At 69.5% G+C, this 19,630-nt stretch carries 18 protein-coding genes and 1 other RNA gene; 10 read left to right on the top strand and 9 right to left on the bottom strand.

Annotated elements, in window-relative coordinates; genetic code table 11:
• Window positions 1–128: 128 nt before the first annotated feature.
• A complete protein-coding gene (gene hpaE / locus ACTIFS_RS07035) occupies window positions 129–1,679 on the bottom strand; it encodes a 5-carboxymethyl-2-hydroxymuconate semialdehyde dehydrogenase (RefSeq protein ID WP_439573347.1) in 1,551 nt (516 codons plus the stop codon).
• A gap of 1 nt (window position 1,680) precedes the next feature.
• On the bottom strand, window positions 1,681–2,067 hold the full coding sequence (locus ACTIFS_RS07030; protein WP_439573346.1) for a 5-carboxymethyl-2-hydroxymuconate Delta-isomerase: 387 nt from the start codon (window positions 2,065–2,067) through the stop codon (window positions 1,681–1,683).
• 288 nt (window positions 2,068–2,355) lie between these two features.
• Between ACTIFS_RS07030 and ACTIFS_RS07025 the strand changes: the two genes are divergently transcribed.
• Window positions 2,356–3,432: a helix-turn-helix transcriptional regulator gene (locus tag ACTIFS_RS07025; RefSeq protein ID WP_439573345.1), complete on the top strand. Its 1,077-nt coding sequence runs from the start codon at window positions 2,356–2,358 to the stop codon at window positions 3,430–3,432.
• A gap of 187 nt (window positions 3,433–3,619) precedes the next feature.
• On the opposite strand, the gene hemF is transcribed toward ACTIFS_RS07025, so the two are convergent.
• The 7 genes from hemF to ACTIFS_RS06990 all read right to left on the bottom strand — a co-directional run bounded on the left by hemF (window position 3,620) and on the right by ACTIFS_RS06990 (window position 10,823).
• Window positions 3,620–4,543: an oxygen-dependent coproporphyrinogen oxidase gene (gene hemF / locus ACTIFS_RS07020; protein WP_439573344.1), complete on the bottom strand. Its 924-nt coding sequence runs from the start codon at window positions 4,541–4,543 to the stop codon at window positions 3,620–3,622.
• Between the two features lie 49 nt (window positions 4,544–4,592).
• Complete coding sequence (locus ACTIFS_RS07015; protein WP_439573343.1) at window positions 4,593–5,213, bottom strand: SCO family protein; 621 nt, start codon at window positions 5,211–5,213, stop codon at window positions 4,593–4,595.
• A 15-nt stretch (window positions 5,214–5,228) separates the two neighbouring features.
• Window positions 5,229–6,194 (bottom strand): DUF1775 domain-containing protein, encoded by a 966-nt coding sequence (locus ACTIFS_RS07010; protein ID WP_439573342.1) that lies wholly within the window; start codon window positions 6,192–6,194, stop codon window positions 5,229–5,231.
• 12 nt (window positions 6,195–6,206) lie between these two features.
• Complete coding sequence (locus ACTIFS_RS07005; RefSeq protein WP_439573341.1) at window positions 6,207–7,592, bottom strand: energy transducer TonB family protein; 1,386 nt, start codon at window positions 7,590–7,592, stop codon at window positions 6,207–6,209.
• A gap of 77 nt (window positions 7,593–7,669) precedes the next feature.
• Window positions 7,670–9,763 (bottom strand): TonB-dependent receptor family protein, encoded by a 2,094-nt coding sequence (locus ACTIFS_RS07000; protein WP_439573340.1) that lies wholly within the window; start codon window positions 9,761–9,763, stop codon window positions 7,670–7,672.
• A gap of 67 nt (window positions 9,764–9,830) precedes the next feature.
• Entirely contained in the window at window positions 9,831–10,232 is a 402-nt protein-coding gene (locus ACTIFS_RS06995) for a DUF2946 family protein (protein WP_439573339.1), read from the bottom strand.
• 129 nt (window positions 10,233–10,361) lie between these two features.
• Window positions 10,362–10,823 carry a RidA family protein gene (locus ACTIFS_RS06990; protein ID WP_439573338.1) on the bottom strand — a complete coding sequence of 154 codons (462 nt, stop codon included), beginning with the start codon at window positions 10,821–10,823 and terminating at the stop codon, window positions 10,362–10,364.
• A 170-nt stretch (window positions 10,824–10,993) separates the two neighbouring features.
• On the opposite strand from ACTIFS_RS06990, the gene ACTIFS_RS06985 reads away from it, so the two are divergent.
• From ACTIFS_RS06985 to ACTIFS_RS06945, 9 genes are all read left to right on the top strand, one after another.
• A complete protein-coding gene (locus ACTIFS_RS06985) occupies window positions 10,994–14,599 on the top strand; it encodes an AsmA family protein (protein ID WP_439573337.1) in 3,606 nt (1,201 codons plus the stop codon).
• 1 nt (window position 14,600) lies between these two features.
• Window positions 14,601–14,957: a transfer-messenger RNA gene (ssrA, locus tag ACTIFS_RS06980) on the top strand.
• Between the two features lie 83 nt (window positions 14,958–15,040).
• Window positions 15,041–15,604 carry an SspB family protein gene (locus tag ACTIFS_RS06975; protein WP_439573336.1) on the top strand — a complete coding sequence of 188 codons (564 nt, stop codon included), beginning with the start codon at window positions 15,041–15,043 and terminating at the stop codon, window positions 15,602–15,604.
• 258 nt (window positions 15,605–15,862) lie between these two features.
• On the top strand, window positions 15,863–16,090 hold the full coding sequence (locus ACTIFS_RS06970; RefSeq protein WP_439573524.1) for a DUF4169 family protein: 228 nt from the start codon (window positions 15,863–15,865) through the stop codon (window positions 16,088–16,090).
• The gene (locus ACTIFS_RS06965) at window positions 16,087–16,317 is read left to right on the top strand and encodes a ribbon-helix-helix domain-containing protein (protein ID WP_439573335.1); all 231 of its coding nucleotides are present in this window, start codon (window positions 16,087–16,089) and stop codon (window positions 16,315–16,317) included. Before ACTIFS_RS06970 ends, ACTIFS_RS06965 begins: the two co-directional genes overlap by 4 nt.
• A 151-nt stretch (window positions 16,318–16,468) precedes the next feature.
• Complete coding sequence (locus tag ACTIFS_RS06960) at window positions 16,469–16,960, top strand: tripartite tricarboxylate transporter TctB family protein (protein ID WP_439573334.1); 492 nt, start codon at window positions 16,469–16,471, stop codon at window positions 16,958–16,960.
• 9 nt (window positions 16,961–16,969) lie between these two features.
• On the top strand, window positions 16,970–18,478 hold the full coding sequence (locus ACTIFS_RS06955) for a tripartite tricarboxylate transporter permease (protein WP_439573333.1): 1,509 nt from the start codon (window positions 16,970–16,972) through the stop codon (window positions 18,476–18,478).
• 111 nt (window positions 18,479–18,589) lie between these two features.
• Window positions 18,590–19,063 (top strand): YHS domain-containing (seleno)protein, encoded by a 474-nt coding sequence (locus ACTIFS_RS06950; RefSeq protein ID WP_439573332.1) that lies wholly within the window; start codon window positions 18,590–18,592, stop codon window positions 19,061–19,063.
• Window positions 19,064–19,197: 134 nt separating this feature from the next.
• A complete protein-coding gene (locus ACTIFS_RS06945) occupies window positions 19,198–19,518 on the top strand; it encodes a DUF2853 family protein (protein ID WP_439573331.1) in 321 nt (106 codons plus the stop codon).
• Window positions 19,519–19,630 lie beyond the last annotated feature (112 nt).

Genomic DNA, 19,630 nt, shown 5'->3' with positions numbered 1-19,630 from the left:
CCGGTCATGCCATCCACCACCCCCTCATCCTGAGGTGCGAGCCATAGCGAGATGCGGACGCGTCTCGCGTCAGCTCGATGCTATGGCGAGCCTCGAAGGACGCAATGACCGCCGTCAGCCGTCGTCCCTCACCTCCCCAGGCGCGGCACGGTGTGGCTGCCCTTGGCGAGGCAGATCGTCTTGCTCTCCATGTAGAAATCGAAGGAATAGTCGCCGCCGTCGCGGCCGATGCCGCTCGCCTTCATGCCGCCGAACGGGGTCGGCAGGTGTCGCACGTTCTCCGAGTTCAACCAGATCATGCCGGCCTCGAGGTCGTCGGCGACGCGCAGCGCTCGCGTCATGTCGGCGGTCCAGACATAACCGGCGAGGCCATAGGCCACGTCATTGGCGATGCCGACCGCCTCGGCTTCGTCCTTGAACGGAATGACGGTCAGGTAGGGCCCGAACACCTCTTCCTGCGCCACGCGCATGGCGCTGGTCGCGCCCGTGACCAGTGTCGGCTCCACATAGAACCCGCCGCCCGGCCCGTCGAAGGGCCGGCCACCGGCAGCAATCGTCGCGCCGTCCCGCCGGGCGATGTCGAAATAGGAGCAGACCTTGTCGAAATGCCGCTGGTGGATCAGCGGGCCGATCTCGGTGGCGGGGTCCAGCGGGTGGCCGACGACCAGACGCTTAACACGTTCAACAAGGCGGGTAATGAAGGTCTCGGCGATCGAGTCCTGCACCAGAAGCCTGCTTGACGAGGTGCAGCGCTCGCCGTTCAGCGAGTAGATCATGAAGACCACGGCATCGAGCGCGCGCTCCATGTCCGCGTCGTCGAAAACGAGCACCGGATTCTTGCCGCCCAGCTCGAAATGGACCCGCTTCAGCGTGGGCGCGCCCTGCGCCATGATGGCCGAGCCCGTCGCGCTCTCCCCGACGAAGCCGATGGCCCTGATCGCCGGATGTTCGGTCAGCGCCTTGCCCGCTTCCTCGCCGAAGCCGTGGACGGTGTTGAGCACGCCCTCCGGGACACCGGCTTCAAGCAGCAGGCGCGGCAGCAGGTCGGCCGTCACCGGCGACCATTCCGCCGGCTTGTGAACGACCGTGCACCCGGCAGCCAGCGCCGGGGCGATCTTCCAGGTGGACAGCATGAACGGCGTGTTCCACGGCGTGATCACGCCGACCGGACCGATCGGCACGCGGGTGGTCACGTTCCAGTGGTCCCTGGCCGGCAGGTTCAGTCCGTCCCGCGCGGAGGCAGCCCGGTCGGCGAAGAACCGGAAGTTCTCCGCCGCCCGCACCGCCGCCTTGGACATGAAGCGATGGGCCTGCCCCGTGTCGACGCATTCGAGCACGGCGATGTCGTCCTGGTGCGCCTCGATGACATCGGCCACCTTGTGCAGGATCGCGCGGCGCCTGTCCGGATCGAGCGCCTTCCAGGACCGGAAGGCTTTCGTGGCGGCCCCGGCCGCCGCGTCGATATCGGCGGCATCGCCGCGCGCCACCTCGGCGAGAACCGATCTGTCGATGGGCGAAATCGTCTCGAAGGTGCGTCCGGACGCCGCCTCGACCCTCCGGCCGGCAATGTGGTGGCCGATCCCGTCGGCCTTGAGCGATGCGAGCAGTTCCTCGGCGCGCTGCCGGTTGCGCGCGAACGCCTCGCCCGGCGCTGCGTGCTTCGTCTCGGTTCCGGCCATGTCAGGCTCTCCCCTTCAGGGCGTCGTGAATGGTGTTGCGCTTCCAGTTCGGCTCGTCGATCTCCTCGATCTGGAGCGACAGCGCGATGGTCGTGGCGGCGAAGGCCGGATCCAGCGCTGCCGAGATGGCCGCGAAGATGCGGTCGCCGGCGCGCTGCTTCGTTTCGCGGTCGCGGCCCTTGCCGATCTTCAGCGTCACATCGACGAAGCCATGCGCCGGATTGCCGTCGGCCATCACCGCATGGTCGCAGCGATGGCTGCGCACGCGGATGCCGCCAAGCGGGAAGACGCCCGTCTCCGCCGCTGCAATCCTTGCTGTCTCGCACAGCGCGGCCCAGTCGACGAGACCGTCGAGACTGGCCGAATGCTCGATGACGATATGAGGCATTGCGCGCCTCCCGGGGGGCTGATCGCAATATAATTAACGTGTTAATTGAATGAGAGCAAGCCCTTGATCGTGCGGGAGGGAGCCGGGCCTCTGGCCAGATCGGAGATCGCTCCCTCGCATCGCACCGGCAGCCGGATGGCGTCCGCCCGCCGTAGGGGCAGGACAGTCCCTGCTGGTGGAGACATTGTGCAACGGAAGGCTGCGACAATTGCGACCGCCTGAACCTGCCGGCAGATGTAGTATCTCCAACCAGTATCACGTTCCCTGCAAGACATGCCGGATCGATCGATGACCCTGCCCGATCTTGAACATCTCATCTACGAGGCTGCTGTTGTTCCCGAGCAATGGCCGGAGGTTCTGGAGACGCTGTCCGCATTTGGCGGGAGCTTCGGGACGGTCCTGCTTGCCGCAAATGACCAGAACCAGGTTCACTCCATCGCATCGCCGCAGGCACGGCCTTTCTGGGAGCAATGGGTCGAAGGCGGCTGGACCACGAAGAGCCAGCGGGCACCGCGCCTGCTTGCCCGACCAAGGCAGGGATGGGTTCGCGATACGGACATTCTCACCATCCGCGAGATCGAGACCCTCCCTGAATATGTGAATTTCCTGCTGCCCAGGGGCTTCAAGTGGGGAGCGGCCGCGGCGATTCCCATGCCGACCGGTGACACGGCGATCTTCAGCATGGAGCGGCGCGTCGAACAGGGTCCGTTCGATACGGAGACGGTTGCCGGGCTGGACGCTCTCTTCCCCCACCTCGCACGCGCGGCGATGATCGCATCCCGGCTGTCGTTCGAGCGCGCGCGAACGGCTGTGGAGACCCTGGCCCTGCTGGAACTGCCCGCGGTGGCGTTGGCCCGCAACGGCGCCGTCGTCGTCGCAAACGATCTGTTCGAGCAGGAATGGGGCTTGTGGACCACGCGCGGCCGCGACCGCCTCGTCCTGCACGATCAGCGCGCCTCCCGGATTCTCTCGGCGACACTCGACCAGATCGCCTCGGCCTCGGGCATACGCTCCATCGCCCTCGAATCGGTGGATGGAACGGATCGCGCCGTCTTGCATGTTCTCCCCGTTCGCCGGACGGCACGCGACATCTTCGGGAGGGCCACGTCCATTGCGGTGCTTACCAAGGCCTCGCGAAAGGTGGCACAGTCTCCGGCCCTGCTTCGCGCGATATTCGATCTCACGCCAACCGAGTCCGAGATCGCCTGCGAACTGGCGGTCGGAACGGACCTCAAGCGGATCGCAAAGGGCCGTGGCGTTTCGCTCGAAACACTTCGGTTCCATCTCAAGCGGATCCGCGAGAAGACGGGCTGCCGCCGGCAGGCCGAACTCGCCACGATGCTGTCCAGGCTCATGTCCGTGTGACGTCGCGCGCAGGCGTCAGCCCTTGGCAGGTCGCGGCGCCGTTACGCTGCGGTGACGAATATTCCGGCGAGCGGGAAACCCGGAAAGTCGAGAGCTTTCGCGACGGGAAGGACCTCGACCCCTGCCTGCCCTTCATGCCGCGCACCCCGTCGCGGGCAGGGCCGGTCCGCCGGCAGATACCCGCCTCTCAGGGCCAGCGCACCAGGGGCGGCAGGGACGACAGGATGCTCGCCACGTTGCCACCGGTCTTCAGGCCGAAGATCGTGCCACGGTCGTGCAGCAGGTTGAATTCCACATACCGGCCGCGGCGAATGAGCTGTTCCTCGCGGTCGGCCTCGGTCCACGGTGTCGCGTAATTGGCCCGCACGATGGCGGGATAGACCTCTGCGAAGGCGCGGCCGACCTCCTGCGTGAACGCGAAATCGGCATCGCGGTCACCCGTGTCGAGATAGTCGAAGAAGATGCCGCCGATACCGCGCGGTTCGTTGCGGTGGGGCAGAAAGAAATAGTCGTCGCACCAGGCCTTGTAGCGGGCGTAGTCGGCCACCGCGTGCGCCGTGCAGGCCACCTCCATGGCGCCGTGGAACGCCCGGCTGTCCGGGTCGTCCTGCACGCGCCGCCGGTCGAGCACCGGCGTCAGGTCGGCGCCGCCACCGAACCATGCGCGGGTCGTCACCACCATGCGGGTGTTCATGTGAACCGCCGGCACGTTCGGGTTCACCGGATGGGCGATCAGCGAAATGCCGGAGGCATAGAAGCGCGGATCTTCTGTGGCACCGGGAATCTGCGCGCGGAACTCGGGGGCGAACTCGCCATGCACGGTCGAGCAGTGGACCCCCACCTTCTCGAACACCCGGCCGGCCATCATGCTCATGACGCCGCCGCCGCCGGCCGCACCGGAATGGTCGGTCCGCTGCCAGGGAGTGCGGACAAAGCGACCGGCCGGCCGGTCGGCGCCGGGCATGTGCGCCGGCAGATCGTCTTCCAGCGCCTCGAAACGCGCGCAGATATCGTCGCGCAGCGCCTCGAACCAGCTGCGTGGCGCCGCCTTGAAGGCTGCGAGGTCGGGCGGCAGGGGCGAGGGATCGGGACGCGGTGCGCGGGCGCTCATTCCCAAGTCCTAGCGGGGCCTGCGACGGTCATCAAGACGCAGCGCAGCGTTACAATCCCGCCAGCCGGCGCATTTTGGCGAGTGCGCTCTCCTCGCTCTCGTGGTGGTCGATGGTGCCGACGAAACGGCCGGCCGAATCCATCAGGTAGATCGAGGCGGAATGGTCCATCGTGTAGCCGCCCTCCGGCAGCGGCACCCGGCGGGCGATCACGCGGAATGCTGCGACCGCTGCATCCACCTCGGCCCGGGTTCCGGTGAGCCCGACGATGCGCGGGTCGAACGAGCCCAGATAGAGCGCCAACTGTTCGACGGTGTCGCGTTCCGGATCGACGGTGACGAAGGCGGCCTGAAGCCGCACGCCTTCGGCGCCGAGCGCGGTCAGGCGCTGGCTCATGGCAAACAGCGCGGTCGGGCACACGTCCGGGCAATGGGTGAAGCCGAAGAAGATCATCATCGGCCGGCCGGCGAAGGTCTTCTCGGTCGCGCGCGCGCCACGATGGTCGGTCAGGCTGAACGGACCGCCGATGCCGGGCCGCGGGGCCAGAACGGGCGCCTGCTCGTGCGCGACGAACGGGCCGTCCACCCGCCACCAGCCGATGGCGAGCGCGACCGACAGGAAGGCGAGGACGGCAACCGCCGCCCAGGCCCCGATGCGAATGATTTTGAGCACGCTGCGCCAGACGCCTCAGTGATGATGGTGGTGGCCGCCGCCCGGCGCATTGCGGCCGCCGACGGAGCCGACGCGGAAGTCGATCTCGATCGTGCCCGCGCGCGCGAAGGTGAGGGTCGCCTTGACCACCTGGCCCTCGGTCAGCGGCTGGCGCAGACCCATGAACATAACGTGGTAGCCGCCCGGCTTCAGCTCCACCGTCTGGCCGGCCGGGATTTCCAGGCCGTCCGGCAGGTTGCGCATGGTCATGACCCCACCGGCGACCGCCATCTCGTGGATCTCGACCCGCTCGGCGAAGGTCACCTGGCCGGCCACCAGCCGGTCGGCGGCCTGCCCGGTATTGGTGATCCTCAGATAGCCGCCGCCGACCCGCGCGCCGCCCGGCGTTGCCCGCGTCCAGGGCTGCTCGATCCGGATGCCGGCCTTCTCGAACACGGCGGCCGGTGCTGCGGCGCCATGCCCGCCGCCAGCCTGCGCCTGCACGATCCGCAGGGCCGGGGCCGGCTGGTCAAGCTGCGCGGTCTCACCCGGCTTCGGCAGGTCCACCCAGCGGTGCTCGCCGCTGGCGCAGGTCTGCACGACGGGGAAATGGACCGTGCCCTTGTCCGCCAGCGAGGCATCGACCTGCCCGACGAAGACGAATTCGTCGTAATGGGCGTTGTCGAGCGACCCGCCGGACCAGGAGATCTCGACCACGCCCTCGCGCACCTCACGGCCGTGGTTCGTGTACGCGCGCTGATAGGGCTGCGAGCGGGTGACAAGCTGCCAGCCGGGCTTCGGCTGCGGCTTCACCGCGAAGACGCCCTCGGGGATCGAGACCGTGATGCCGGTGGTCGGCTGGCCGCGGCAGCCATGCGGGACGGTCAGCACGGCCCGGTAGGAGCGGCCGGCCTCGGCCTCGCGCTGCTGCAGCATGATATGGGCGGCCGCGGGAGCCGACAGCGTGGTTGCGATGGCGACCAGCAAGGCGATGCGTTTCATCAGGATATCCTTTCAGCGGAAGTTGATCGGCAGGGACAACGGCATGCTGGACGGCGCAAATTCGGCCGGCAGCGGCGGGAAGGGAGCGGCGCGGCGCACCATGGCGAGCGCCGCCTGGTCGAGCGCGGCAACGCCCGAGGGACGCGCCAGGGCGATGCCGGTGGCCGCGCCCGAGCGCTGGATGACGAAGCTCACGACGACGCGGCCGGTCTGGCCGGTGCCGGCGGGCCTTGCCCGGTTCAGCTGCACCATGACCCGCGACAGATAGGTCGGCGGCGGGGTCGCGGTGCGCGGCGTCTGCGTTGAGGAGATGCCCCGGCCCTGGGACGCGGCGGAGGGTGGCGCCGCCTGTCGCCTTTCGGCCGGGGAGGGAGGCCGCACGGCTGCCGGCCGGGCCGGCCGGGCCGGCTGGCGGGTGGCGCGGCGGGGCTCCTGACGCGGCCTGGCCGGCTGAACCTGACGGCGCGGCGTCACCGGGGCGGCGGCGGGCACGACGGGCGCGGGCGCCGGCGTGGCGGCATCGCGCACCGGCGGCGGGGGCGTCAGCTCGGCGGGCAGAGGGATCAGTTCCGTCGGCGGCGGGTCGATGGTCACCTGTGACGGGTCGATCGCCGTCACCGGCCGCTCGGGCGGCCTCAGTTCGTCGGGCAGCGGCGGCGCCTCGGTGGGCGGCGGGTCGATCGTCTCCGTCGCCGGATCGACGGCGGCCGGCTGGGCCTCCGGCGGGACGGGTTCGTCGGGTGGCGGCGCCTCGGTCGGCGGCGGCTCGACGGCGACCTCCCGGGGAGGATCCGGCGTCGGCTCTGGCGGGACCAGTTCGGCCGGCAAGGGCGGCAGTTCCGTCGGCGGCGGCTCGATGGCCACCTCCCGCGGCGGCTCGGGCGCCGGTTCGGCCCGCTCGGGCGGGGTCAGTTCGGTCGGCAGCGGCGGCTGCTCCAGCGGCGGAACGGGAACCTCGGTCGCCTGCGTCTCCTGCTGCGTCTCGGCTTGCGGGTCGGGTTCCGGCGTCGCCGCCGCGGCGGCGGCAGGGGGCGGCTCTGCGGCCGGCGTGACGATCTCGATATCGACGGAGGGCAGGTCGATCGCCGGCGGCTCGGCGCGCGGCAGCGACAGGAAGGCGCTGACGGCGCCGGCATGGATGGCCAGCGAGACCAGAAGGCCGGCGACCGCCAGAAGTCCCAGCCGGCGGACCCGGCCCGTATCGGGCTGCTCCGGCACCAGGTCGAGCGACGGGGCGCCGGGCTTCGGCTCCCCGGCCGTCGGCACGCGGACATCCGGTGCGGCGGCGCCCACGGCAGGCCCGCGACCGACCGCGATGGCCGGCGCCCGGCCGTCCGCTTCCGCTCCCCCCTTGGCGGGGGACGGCGCAGCCGCTCTCAGGATGGGCTCGGCGAGCATGTCGCGGGCAGGTCCGTTCGGGTGCGAAATGGGGGCGGACCGGCCGCCATCGGCCGGCCCGCTGGGGCACTGCTACGTCAGAACCGCATCCTGACGCCGCCATAGAGGCTGCGGCCGGTGCCGGGATAGAAGGTTGCCGTGGTCGCCGGATTGTAGAGCACGACCGGGCCGAAGTCGGCGATATAGCGCTTGTCGGTGAGGTTGCGCAGATCGACGAACACCTCCCCCCCGTTCGGCAGGCGGGCGCTGGCCTGAATGCCGAACAGCGCGTAGCCCGGCACGCGGAACGTGTTCTGGTAGTCGACGAAGGCGCCCTCCGGAACGATGTCGACGGTCGGCGTGATCGTGATGCCGGACGGGTGGGCATAGGTCAGCGACGAGCGCAGGATGTGCCGCGGCATCAGCGGCAGCACGTTGTTGCCGTAGACCGGATCATTGCTGAAACGGAAGTCCGACCAGGTCCACATCTGGCGGAAGGTCAGCCGGTCGCCATCCGTGACAAGCCCGCGGAACAGGTCGACGCTGGCGGCCAGTTCGATGCCCTGCAGGCGCGACTGCGGCGCGTTGAAGGTCGCCGCCGGAATGCCCGGCCCGACATTGAACTGCAGCATCTGGTTGCGCAGCTCCGCCCGGTAGAAGGAGGCCTCCCAGGTGAAGCGGCCCCAGCGCCCGCGCGTGCCGACCTCGAAGGTCGTGCCGGTCTGGGCGCGCAGGGGCACGAAGGCCGTGGTCGTGGCGGTCGTCTGCATCAGGTCGGTGAAGTCCGGCACATCGGCCGAGCGGGTCACGTTGGCGAAGAGCTGCACGTCGCGCATCGGTTCCCACAGCACGCCGATGCGGGGATTGACGCCCGAATAGGTCGCCGCCGTGTCGACATTGACCGGCACCGTGTTGAGGTTGAGCCCGCCGGTGAAGGCCCGGCGCGAGGAGAACACCTTGGCGCCGGCCGTCAGGGCCACCGTCGGCAGCACGAAGAACCGGTTCTCGAACCAGGCCTCGTAGTTTTCGGCATTCTGCCGGCCGTCCACGGTCAGGGCGCCGCGCTGGGCGCCGCCGAGGTTGACGAATTGCTGGACCGCGTTCGACCCGGCGAAGATGCGCGCGCCCGCCACGATGTCGTTGCGGAACCCGCCGATGGAGAAGGATCCGGTGAAGCGCGGCGAGATGCCGTATGTCCAGCCGTCCTGGTCGAGCACCTGGAAGATCGGATGGTTGAGGTGCTTGTGGATGGCCCAGGAGGTGATGTCGATCTGGCCGACATCGAGCCGGATCGAGGTCACGTTGGCGAAGCGCTGGACATAGGTGTTGCGCGCCTGGTCGCCCGCCACCGCGCCGGCATTGGCCTGGCGCGGATTGGTCATGGACTGGCCGTAGGTCAGCGCTCCGGGCAGCTTCTGGTCGGTGTAGTAGGCGCCGAAATAGAAGCGCGTCTCGACCCGGTCGGAGATGCGCCGGCCGACATTGGCGTTGAAATGGCCGAGGTTCTGCGTCTCGTGCGCCCGCCAGCCGTCCGCGTGGGTCAGCGTGCCGGAGGCATGGACATCCCAGTCGCCATAGACCCGCGACACCGAGCCATGGCCGCGGATGGTGCCGAACGAGCCGGCCTCGAGACTGAACGCGTTGGGCGAGACGGCGGTGCGGGCGGTCGGCGTGACGAAATTGATGGCGCCGCCCATGGTCGAGGAGCCGAAGGGCAGGGCATTGCCGCCGCGGAACACCTCGATGGCGCGCAGGGCGCGCGGCTCGATCTGGTAGAAGTCACCGGACCCGTCCGCCATCATGGTCGGGATGCCGTCCTGCAGCACCTCGATGCCGCGGGCGTGGAACGAACGGGCCAGACCCGATCCGCGGATCGAGAGGCGGATCTCCTGGCTGTAGCGGTTCTGGACCAGCACGCCGGGGGTCTCCTGCAGCACGTCGCGCAGGTTCTGCGCATAGGTGTTGCGCAGGGTCTCGGTGTCGATATGCGAGACCGAACCGGGCGTGCGGTTCACCTGCTCGCGCTGGGTGACGATGTCGGGCGAGGTCAGCGAGCCGCGCTGGACGCCGGTTCCCTCGATCGTGATGGCGGGAAGCTGCGTCGGGTCCTGGGCGGATGCAGGAGGGGTGGCGGCAACAAGGGCCGCAAGGCTTGCCGATCCGGCAAGGATCGCTCGGAGGAAACGGGACATGATGAGGGCTTCAGGGCAGGATGACGGATGGCGCGACGGCGCGGAGCCGTCGCGGCGAAGGCCGTGATCAGGCGCTGAAGGGTGGGGCCCTGGGCGAGCGTGTGCCGCGCCAGCCGTCAGAGGCCCGGGCCGGCAGGACGGGATCGTAGGACCGGGCCGGCGCGCGGACGACCACCGGCGGCTCGACCGGCATGGCGCTGCCGTCCGGTGCCGGCAAGGCGACATCGGCAATGACGTGGCACAGGACGCAGTGGATGGCCGGCTGGGCCTTGCGGGCGGGTTCGGAATCGGCCGGCACGGTGACCATGCCGTCGATGGTGCAGATGACCACCATGCCGCCGCCGGCATCCAGCCCGTGGGCCGAGCGCATCACGCCGCCGAGCAGGCCGGTCGCGGCGACGACATAGGCCAGCGTCGCAACGATGACGTTGCGCGCCAGCCGGAAGCGGTCGCCGCGGAGGAAGTCCATGGCCGACACCTATCGCCGGCGTCGCGCCCAAGTCAATCGGGCGTCGGGCAGGGCAGGGGCGCCCTGACGATGACCGCCTATCGGACCGAAGGCCCCACCCGCAGTGCGGCCGCGGATCGCAGCCCTGCCTCAGTCGTGGATGCGGATCACCGCCTCGACCTCGACCGTGATGCCGGAGGGCAGCGAGCCCATGCCGACCGCCGAGCGGGCATGGCGGCCGCGATCGCCGAGCACCGCCACCATCAGGTCGGAGAAGCCGTTGATGACGCGCGGATGGTCGCCGAAGTCCGGGGTCGCATTGACCATGCCGAGCACCTTGAGGAACTCGACCTTCGACAGGTCGCCGCCCGCCGCCTGCCTGGCCGTGGCGAGGATCTGCAGCCCCACCAGCTTGGCATGCTCGTAGGCGGTCTCCACCGTCACCGTGCCGCCGACCTTGCCCGTGGCGAAGCTGCCATCGGCCTTGCGCGGGCCCTGGCCGGCCAGATAGGCGATCGACCCGTCGCGCCTCCACGGCACGTAATTGCCGGCCGGCGAGGGAACCGGCGGCAGGGTGAGGCCCATCTGGGCGAGCTTGTCTTCGGGGCTCATCGGCATGTCTCCGGCTGAACGGGAGGCGGAGTGTGGCGGCGGCGGGGCAAGGCTGGCAAGTGTGCCGCCGTCGGCCTCTGCTGCCGTGCCCGCGTCATGAGCGCACGCCTTTCCGCAGCGCCCGGCATCTCCTACATTCGCCCAAAGGCCCCCGAGCGGAGCGCCGCCTGTTGCAGAACACGTTGCTTGCCATCGCCATCGCCCTCATCGCCGCCATCGTGGCCGCGATGGTCGGGCCGCTGCTGATCGACTGGAACCAGCATCGCGCCCTCGTGGAGCGCGAGGCCTCGCGGCTGTTCGGCCTGCCGGTGACCATCGGCGGCGACCTGTCGATCCGGCTGCTGCCCTCCATTTCCGTCGATGCGCGCGACGTCTCGATCGGCACGGAGCGCCATGGCGCGCGGATCGGCCGGCTGTCCGGGGCGCTGCGCGTTGCGCCCTTGCTGCGCGGTGAAGCGCACCTGACCGCGCTGACCATCCGCGATGCCGACGTGGTGATCGACCCGTCGGGCGTGCCGGCAAGCCTGCTGCCGGCCGAACAGGTGGCCATCGAGAACGGCCGCCTGACCATTGCCGATTCCGAGGGACGGCTGCTGGTCGGCGAGCGGATCCGCCTCACGGGCGACTCGCGCGGCGCGCGCGGACCCGTGCGCCTGGAGGGCTCGGCGGTCGTCGCCGAGCGGGTGATGCCGGTCAGTCTCGTGGCCAGCTTCGACGATGGCGGCCGCCTGCAGATGCGCCTGCGCACCAGCGACACCGCCACGGGCCTCGCCATCGAGACCGAGGGCTCGGTGGCCGTCTCGGTCCGCCCCCGTTTCGAGGGGCAGGTCGTGCTCACCGGCCAGACCGGCCTCGGTCCCTGGCGCGTCGCCGGCCACGGCGCCATCACCACCGATGCGCTGGTGGTCGACCGTGCCGAGGCCACGCTCGGCCCCGCCGACAGGCTGCTGCGCGCCAATGGCTCGTTCCGGCTGCTGCTCGGCGACCGGCCGGCCCTTGAGGCGGTGGTCACCGCCCGCCAGTTCGATCTCGACCGGCTTGTCGGCGGCCAGGCGGCAACGCCGCGCGAGGCTCTCACCCGGCTTTTCGCGGGGCTCCCGGCCCTGACGGGCGGCGCGCTGCCGGTGTCGGTTGGCTTCGACATTGCCGGCGTGACCATGGCCGGGGCCACTGTCCTCGACCTGCGCGGCGACATGCAGTCCGATGGCGAGGGCTGGCGGGCGCAGCGGCTGTTCGCCCGGCTGCCGGGCGACAGCACGGCGGAGGCCGATGGCCGGCTGGGTCTTGCCCCCGACCTGCGCTTTTCCGGCAATGTCAGCCTGAGCGCCGCGCGTCCCGGCGCGCTGCTCGCCTGGATCGACGGCCTGCCGTCGCCCGAGGGGCTGGACCAGCCACTGTCGGTCACCACGCGGCTGACCGCCGAGCCCGGCCGGCTGCTGATGGAGGATGTCCAGGCCCGCACCGCGGCCGGCGAGGCCCGCGGCCGCCTGGCACTGGACTTCCCCGCCCTCGGCCGCCACGGCGTCGACATCGACCTGACCGCGCCCTCCCTCGATCTCGACCTGCTCATGCGTCTCACCCGCGGCACCGGTGCGCGGCTGGATCCGGCCACCGATGCCCGCATCCGGCTGCGGCTCGACGAGGCACGCCTCTCCGGCCTCCTGGCCAAGGGGCTGGACCTGACCGTCTCCACCGACGGCCGCAGCTTCCGCGCCGAGCGCCTGGCCGTCACGGACCTGGCGGGTGTCGCCTTCGACGTGGCGGGCCGGCTGGACGGGCTGGAGGGACCGCTCGTCGGCCGGCTCGACGGTCGTATCCAGGCCGGCACGGCGGACGGGCTGATCGAGCTTCTGGCGCGCCACGACCGCACCCGCCCGCTGGCCGAGCACCTCCGGCTGCGGTCGGCCTCGCTGGCCGGCCTCGACCTCGGCTTCGCATTCGCGGCCGGCGACCGTGCCTCGCTCGGCCTCAGGGTGGACGGGCGGCTGGGCGAGACCGTGGTCCGGATCGAGGCGTCGGGAACCGGGGATCTGCGCGGCATCGAGACTCTGCCGGGCCGGTTCCGGGCCGTCATCGAGGCGCCGCGCGCCGACCGGGTGCTGCAATTGCTGACGGGCTGGGCGCTGGCCGGGCAGACGCCCGACGCGCCGACCCGCGTCGACCTCGTCCTTGACCGGGACGTGGGCGGAGGCTGGCAGGTGCAGGGCGATGTCGATGCCGGCGGAACGCGGGCGAACCTGTCGGCTGGCCGGTCTGCCAATGGCATCCTGCGCTACGGCCTGTCGCTGCAATCCCCCGATCTGGCGCCGCTCCTGCCGCTGGTCGGCGTGCCGGCGGAACTGTCCGGGCCGCTGCCGGCCAATCTCAACGCCAATGGCGACGGCACGGGCCAGCGCTGGCGCCTCGGCCAGTTGACCGGACGGATCGGCACCAGCGACGTCGAGGGCGCGCTGGAGGGACAGGGCCTCTCGGTCCGCGGTCGCCTCGCGCTCGGATCCCTCACAGCCGAGGCCCTGGCAAGCTTGGTGACCGGGCCCGCCTGGCTCGTCGATGTGGCGGCCGGCGAATGGCCTCGGGCCGCCTTCGCGCGAACGCCGCTGGATGCCGTCGATCTCGACCTCAGCCTCGGCATCGGGCGCCTGTCGGCCGGCGCCTTTCCCGACCTGACAGAAATCGCCGCGCGGCTGGTGCGGCGGGCCGGTCGCACGGAGTTCATCGACCTGACCGCCCGTGCCGGCGGGGGCCGTCTCACCGGTGGGCTCGTCGTCGATCGCACGGCGCTGGCCACGGTCGTCTCCGGCCGGGCCGTCGTTGCGGGGATCGGCCGCGCCGCGCTCGTGCCGGGCATCGGTGGCGAGGGCCGGCTGGAACTGACCCTGTCCGGCGATGGCGGCAATCCGGCCGCGCTCATGGCGAGCCTGCGCGGCGACGGACGGTTGGCCTGGGGCGCAGGTGAGGCCGCAAACCTCAACCCGCGCGCGCTGGCGCTCATGACGCGGCAGGCCGAGCGGACCCAGGATTCCGGCCGGGCGATGAACGATGCGGCCTTTCTCGAGGGGCTGGAGCGGGCCATGCAGGCACCGGTGCGCATCGAGCCCGGCGAGGGCCCCGTCATCCTGGCCGGCACACATCTGAGGGCGGGCGAGACCGCCTTCGCCGCCACTGGCGGACGCATCCATGCCTCCGGGACCCTCGATCTCGTCAGCGGAACCGTCGGGGCGACCTTCCGGATCGCGCCTGACACCATCCCTGAATCGGCCACCATGCCGATGATGGTCGTGCGTTTCGAGGGACCGCCGGGCGCGGTGGTCCGGCGCCTCGATGCGGACGATGTCACCGGCTGGCTTGGCCTGCGCCTCGTCGACCGTGCGGCGGAGGCGATCCGCATGTCGGAAAGCGACCGTCTGGAGCGGACGCGCCAGCGCGCCTTCACCCGTCTCACCGCCCGGCCGCAGCCGCAGGTGGAGGTGCCGCTGCCGGACATGCCGGCCGAACTGCCTGCCGAACTGAGGCCGCCTCCGCGTGTCGAACAGCGGCGGGAGGAGGCCGCGCCCGTCGAGGCGCCGCGCGAGACGGCGCCCTTGCCGACGCGCCGTCCGGCCGAACCCGCTCAGGCCCCCCGTGTGCGCGAGGCGGAGGAGGCGGGCCCGCCCGCGATCGTGCGTCGGGCACCCGATGCCGTCCGCCCGGCGCCGGCGACCCGGCCGCCCCTGTCGATCCTTCCGCCGCTGCCGCCGCCGACCATTGTCGGCCCGCCGCCGGGACAGTTGCGCTGACACCCTTTCCGCGGCGCTCCGGCTCGCCTATATTCGGATTGCCGGGGCAACCCGGCTATGGCGATAAACGGCCATCGCAATAAGCCTTTCGGACCCGGGGGCAGTACCCGGCGCCTCCACCATCAGGGCCTGTCAGACAGGCGCTGGTGATGGGGGCGAAACAGGATCGACGAGGGTGTAAAGGGTGGACTTTTGCTCGGCATGGTTCCGCCGTTATCGGGCCGAATCAATAGTTGCCAACGACAACTATGCTCCGGTGGCCGTTGCCGCGTAATGCGGTAAAGGTACCGATTCAAAGCCCTTCCGGGTAGCACCGGAAGGCGGGGTTCGGAGGCACCTGGCAACAGAAGCCTCCACTTCCTCCTGCAGGACTGCGCGGCAGGTGGGGGATCGTCCGCATGCGCGCAGCTCTGGCCGAACGGGCACCCTGACCGCGATCCGATGCCGACCGATCTCATCCGATACGATATTCTGGCGCAGGAAGCCCTCAGGGGCGTGGTGCGGCGTGTCCTCGTCGACGTGGTGCGGGACGGCCTTCCCGGCGACCATCATTTCTACATCACCTTCGACACGCGTGCGCCCGGTGTGCGCCTGTCGAACCGCATGCGCGAGAAATATCCGGAGGACATGACCATCGTCCTCCAGCATCAGTTCTGGGACCTGATCGTCACCGAGCACACGTTCGAGGTGGGGCTGGCCTTTGGTGGCATTCCCGAGCGGCTGCTGGTGCCGTTCGATGCGGTGAAGGGGTTCTTCGATCCCTCCGTGCAGTTCGGCCTCCAGTTCGAGGTCGCATCCGCGGAAGCCGCCGGGACGGAGGCCGCGGGCGAGACGGAGGCGGCTCCGCCTGTCGCCCCGCTGCCGCGCCCCCGGCCGGCCGAGGTTCAGGGCGAACCGCGCCCGGACGAGGCCCGAAAGCCCACCGCCGTTCCCTCCGTTCCCTCCGAACCGGCACCGGCCGGCGGCGCGGAGGTCGTCAGCCTGGACAAGTTCCGCAAGAAGTGAGTCAGCGCGAACCCGCCGGCCAGCGCCCGTCTCTCCCATAGTCCCATGACCCGGAGCGTTCCTGCTCCATCGCGACCTGTCCCGGAACCATTGGTGCGGGGGCAGGTTTGGCTTGTGTGGTGGTAGCGAGGGAAGGTTTTCAGATGGCTGGCCAATGGCTACAACCGGGTCCCGTTTGGTGGGAACAGGGGGTTCCCGTCGCAATCTGCCAGATGGGGGCGCGCGGTGTCCGGGTTGGAGGCATCGCTGCGGGCTGGAATGCACATGAATGACATCATCAATCTGAGACTTGTCCGCAAGCGCAGGTTGCGCGCTGCGGATGCGACGGAGGCTGACGCGAACCGGCTGCGGTTCGGTCAGCCGGTCCGGGAGCGGCGTCTTGCGGAAGCGCGCCGCGACCAGCAGGCCCGGCACCTGGATGGCCACAGGCTCCAGGACAGCCCGGCGCCCGGAGAGGCGCAGGGGAAGGGGCGGTCCGAGCCATGAAAAGCCATGTGGTCAAGCGATCCATCGTAGTCGAGGGGCACAAGACCAGCGTCAGCCTCGAAGACGAGTTCTGGAACGCCCTGAAGGAAATTGCCTCCGAACGCAGGGAAACCCTGTCCGAACTGGTCGGCCATATCGACAAGGACAGGACGCAGGGCAACCTGTCATCGTCCATCAGGCTGTTCGTGCTGGACCATTACCGCGCGAAGTCGGCCACCGCCGGCTGAATACGCATAAACCCGGATAATCCAAAAGTCGCATGAAAGCGGCTGAGGGTGCTTGTGCTGCCCGCCATTGTGGTGATATCGCGCCAATCCAACGAGCCGTTACAAATGGCCGCATGATGGGCCATTTCGGCACAAGGGGCGTTGGGGGCAGATGCAGCAGGGTGAAGCTGAGGGCGATCGTGGCGGACGCGGGCTGATCAAGAGCCCGACCGACATGATGGCCGGCGTGTTCATGGTCGTGTTCGGCCTGTTCTGCCTCTGGGCGTCGTCGAATCTCAGCCTTGGCCGCGGGGCCAATCTCGGACCTGGGTCCTTCCCGCGCGGCCTCTCGCTTCTGATCATGGGCGTCGGCGCCATCATCATCGTCCAGGCGCTGACCGTCGTCGGCCCGAAGCTGGAGGCCTGGTCAATCCGCGGCCCGATCTTCGTGCTCGGCTCGGTGGTCCTCTTCGCCATCGCCGTCCGGCCGCTGGGACTGGTGATCGCCGGACCGCTGTGCCTGATCTTCGCCTCCTTCGCCTCTCGCGAGATCCGCTGGGTCGAGAACCTCGTCTTCGCGGTGCTGATGACGACGGCCTGCATCCTCCTGTTCAAGGTGGCCCTCAAGCTGCCCATTCCCGTGGCCCCCTGGGCCGGCTGGTGAGGTAGCGCCATGGACATGTTCACAAACCTGGCGCTCGGCTTCGGCGTTGCGCTCACCATCAAGAATATCGGGCTCTGCTTCATCGGCTGCATGATCGGCACGCTGATCGGCGTTCTGCCCGGCGTCGGCCCGATCGCCACCATCGCCATGCTGCTGCCGATCACCTTCGGGCTCGACCCGGTCGGCGCGCTCATCATGCTGGCGGGCATCTATTACGGCGCCCAGTATGGCGGCTCGACCACGGCCATCCTCGTCAACATTCCCGGCGAGGCGACCTCCGTCGTCACCGTGCTCGACGGGCATGCCATGGCCCGCAACGGCCGCGCCGGCGTGGCGCTTGGCATTGCGGCCATCGGATCGTTCTTTGCCGGCACGGTGGCAACGCTTGTGATCGCCGGCCTGGCCACCCCGCTGACCCGGCTCGCGCTCATCTTTGGCCCCGCCGAATATTTCTCGCTGATGGTGATGGGCCTGATCTTCGCCATCGTGCTGGCCCGCGGCTCGGTCATCAAGGCGGTGGCCATGGTGCTGATGGGCCTGATCCTGTCGACCGTCGGCCAGGACCTGGAGACCGGCGCCGAGCGCATGACGTTCCGCTGGCCGGAACTGTCGGACGGCATCGACTTCGCCACCATCGCCATGGGCATGTTCGGCTTTGCCGAGATCCTGAGGAATCTCGAGAACCCCGAGACGCGCGACGTGCTGAAGAACCGCATCGGCTCGCTGCTGCCCAACTGGGCCGAACTCAAGCAGTCGGCCATGCCGATCCTGCGCGGCACGGGCATCGGCGCGGCGCTCGGCATCCTGCCCGGTTCGGGCGCGGTGCTCGGGCCCTTCGCCAGCTACACGATCGAAAAGAAGATCGCGGCTGACCCGACGCGCTTCGGCAATGGCGCCATCGAGGGTGTCGCGGGTCCGGAAAGCGCCAACAATGCCGGCGCGCAGACCTCGTTCATCCCGCTGCTGACGCTCGGCATTCCGCCCAACGCCGTGATGGCCCTGATGGTCGGTGCCATGACCATCCACGGCATCGTTCCCGGCCCGCAGGTCATGGAGAAGCGGCCCGACCTGTTCTGGGGCATCATCGCCTCGATGTGGATCGGCAACCTGATGCTGCTGATCATTAACCTGCCGATGATCGGCGTGTGGGTGAAGCTCCTTAAGGTGCCCTACCGCATGCTGTTCCCGGCCATCCTGATGTTCTGCTGCATCGGCATCTACTCGGTGAACAACAATCCGTTCGACGTGATCATGTGCGCCTTTTTCGGCTTCTGCGGCTATGCGCTGATGAAGATGGGCTTCGAGATCGCCCCGCTGCTGCTCGGCTTCGTGCTCGGCAAGCTGATGGAGGAATATCTGCGTCGTTCCATCCTGATGTCGCGCGGCGACTGGACGGTCTTCGTCGACGTGGTGAACCGGCCGATCTCCGCTGCCCTCATCGCCATCGCGGTGGTGATGGTGGTCATCGCCCTGCTGCCGTCGATCAACAAGAAGCGTGACACGGTCTTCGTCGAGTGATCCGTCACCGCGCCGGCCGCGCCGTGTAACGGATCGGGCCCTGCCGCCGAAACCGATGATGCCGCCGCCGTCCGGGCTGCGGCATCACTGGTTTCCGGAAGGACCCGTCGCATGGCCCAGCAACCCCTTGTCGGCAGACGTTCGCTGCTGGCGACCGCCGCCGCCGCCATTCTCGGATCGACCGGCCTGTCCTTTGCCGCCGGTCCCGAGATCTATACCGGCACGCTGAGTTCGCTGGCTGCGGGCGGCTACGACGTCGTCGCCTATTTCTCCGAGGGCCGTCCGGTCCGCGGCTCGGCCAGCCACACCCATCAGTGGAAGGGGGCGACCTGGCGCTTTGCCTCGGCCGCCGCGCGCGATGCCTTTGCCGCCAACCCGGAGCGCTACGCGCCGGCCTATGGCGGGCACTGCTCCTGGGCGGCCTCGCAGGGCTACCGGGCGGCCGGCGACCCGCGCCACTGGCGCATCGTCGATGGCCGGCTGTTTCTGAACTACAATGCCAGTGTCCACCGGACCTGGCTGGCCGGCCCCGCCGGGTTCATCCGCGCGGCCGATCGCAACTGGTCCTCGCTGTCCGGGCGCTGAACCTCCCGGCACCGCTCCTAGGGGAACTCCCCATCCGGCAAGACTTCCGGTGACGCTCCGGCGAGGCAATGCTAGCCTCATCCGACGTGCGGCCCGGACCCGCCGTGCGCACTATCAAGCGGAGAGGGAGAATCATGTCCGATTGGCTGGCAGACGTGAAGAAATACGCACCGAAAGCGGACGAAGCGGCGGTGGCGGGCATTGTCAGATACCTGGGCATCGCGCTGCGCAATCGCGATTCCTCCCTCGTCTCCTTCGGCGATCCGGCCGAGGTGGACCGCGTCAGGAAGAACTTCTGCATGAAGAAGCTGGCCCTGACCGATGAAAAGGCCATCGAGGAGGGTCTCGGCAAGGTGCAGGCCGCGATGAAGGCCGACAAGACCAAGAACCGCGTGACGGTCTATTACCTGCTGGCCGATCACTTCAAGAAGCTGGACATGTTCGTGAAGAAGTGACGGCCGGCGACGATGGCGGCAAAGGCCGCCATCTCCCCGGAGGTGGCGGTCATGAACGGGCTGTGGATGCGCCAGCCACCCCGTGCCGAATGGCACGGGAGAGCGCTATGAT

It is taken from the genome of Phreatobacter sp. (genome assembly GCF_051860605.1).
Lineage (GTDB): Bacteria > Pseudomonadota > Alphaproteobacteria > Rhizobiales > Phreatobacteraceae > Phreatobacter.
The sequence above is the reverse complement of the archived record's forward strand: the minus strand, read 5'-3'. Positions and strand labels throughout refer to the sequence as shown.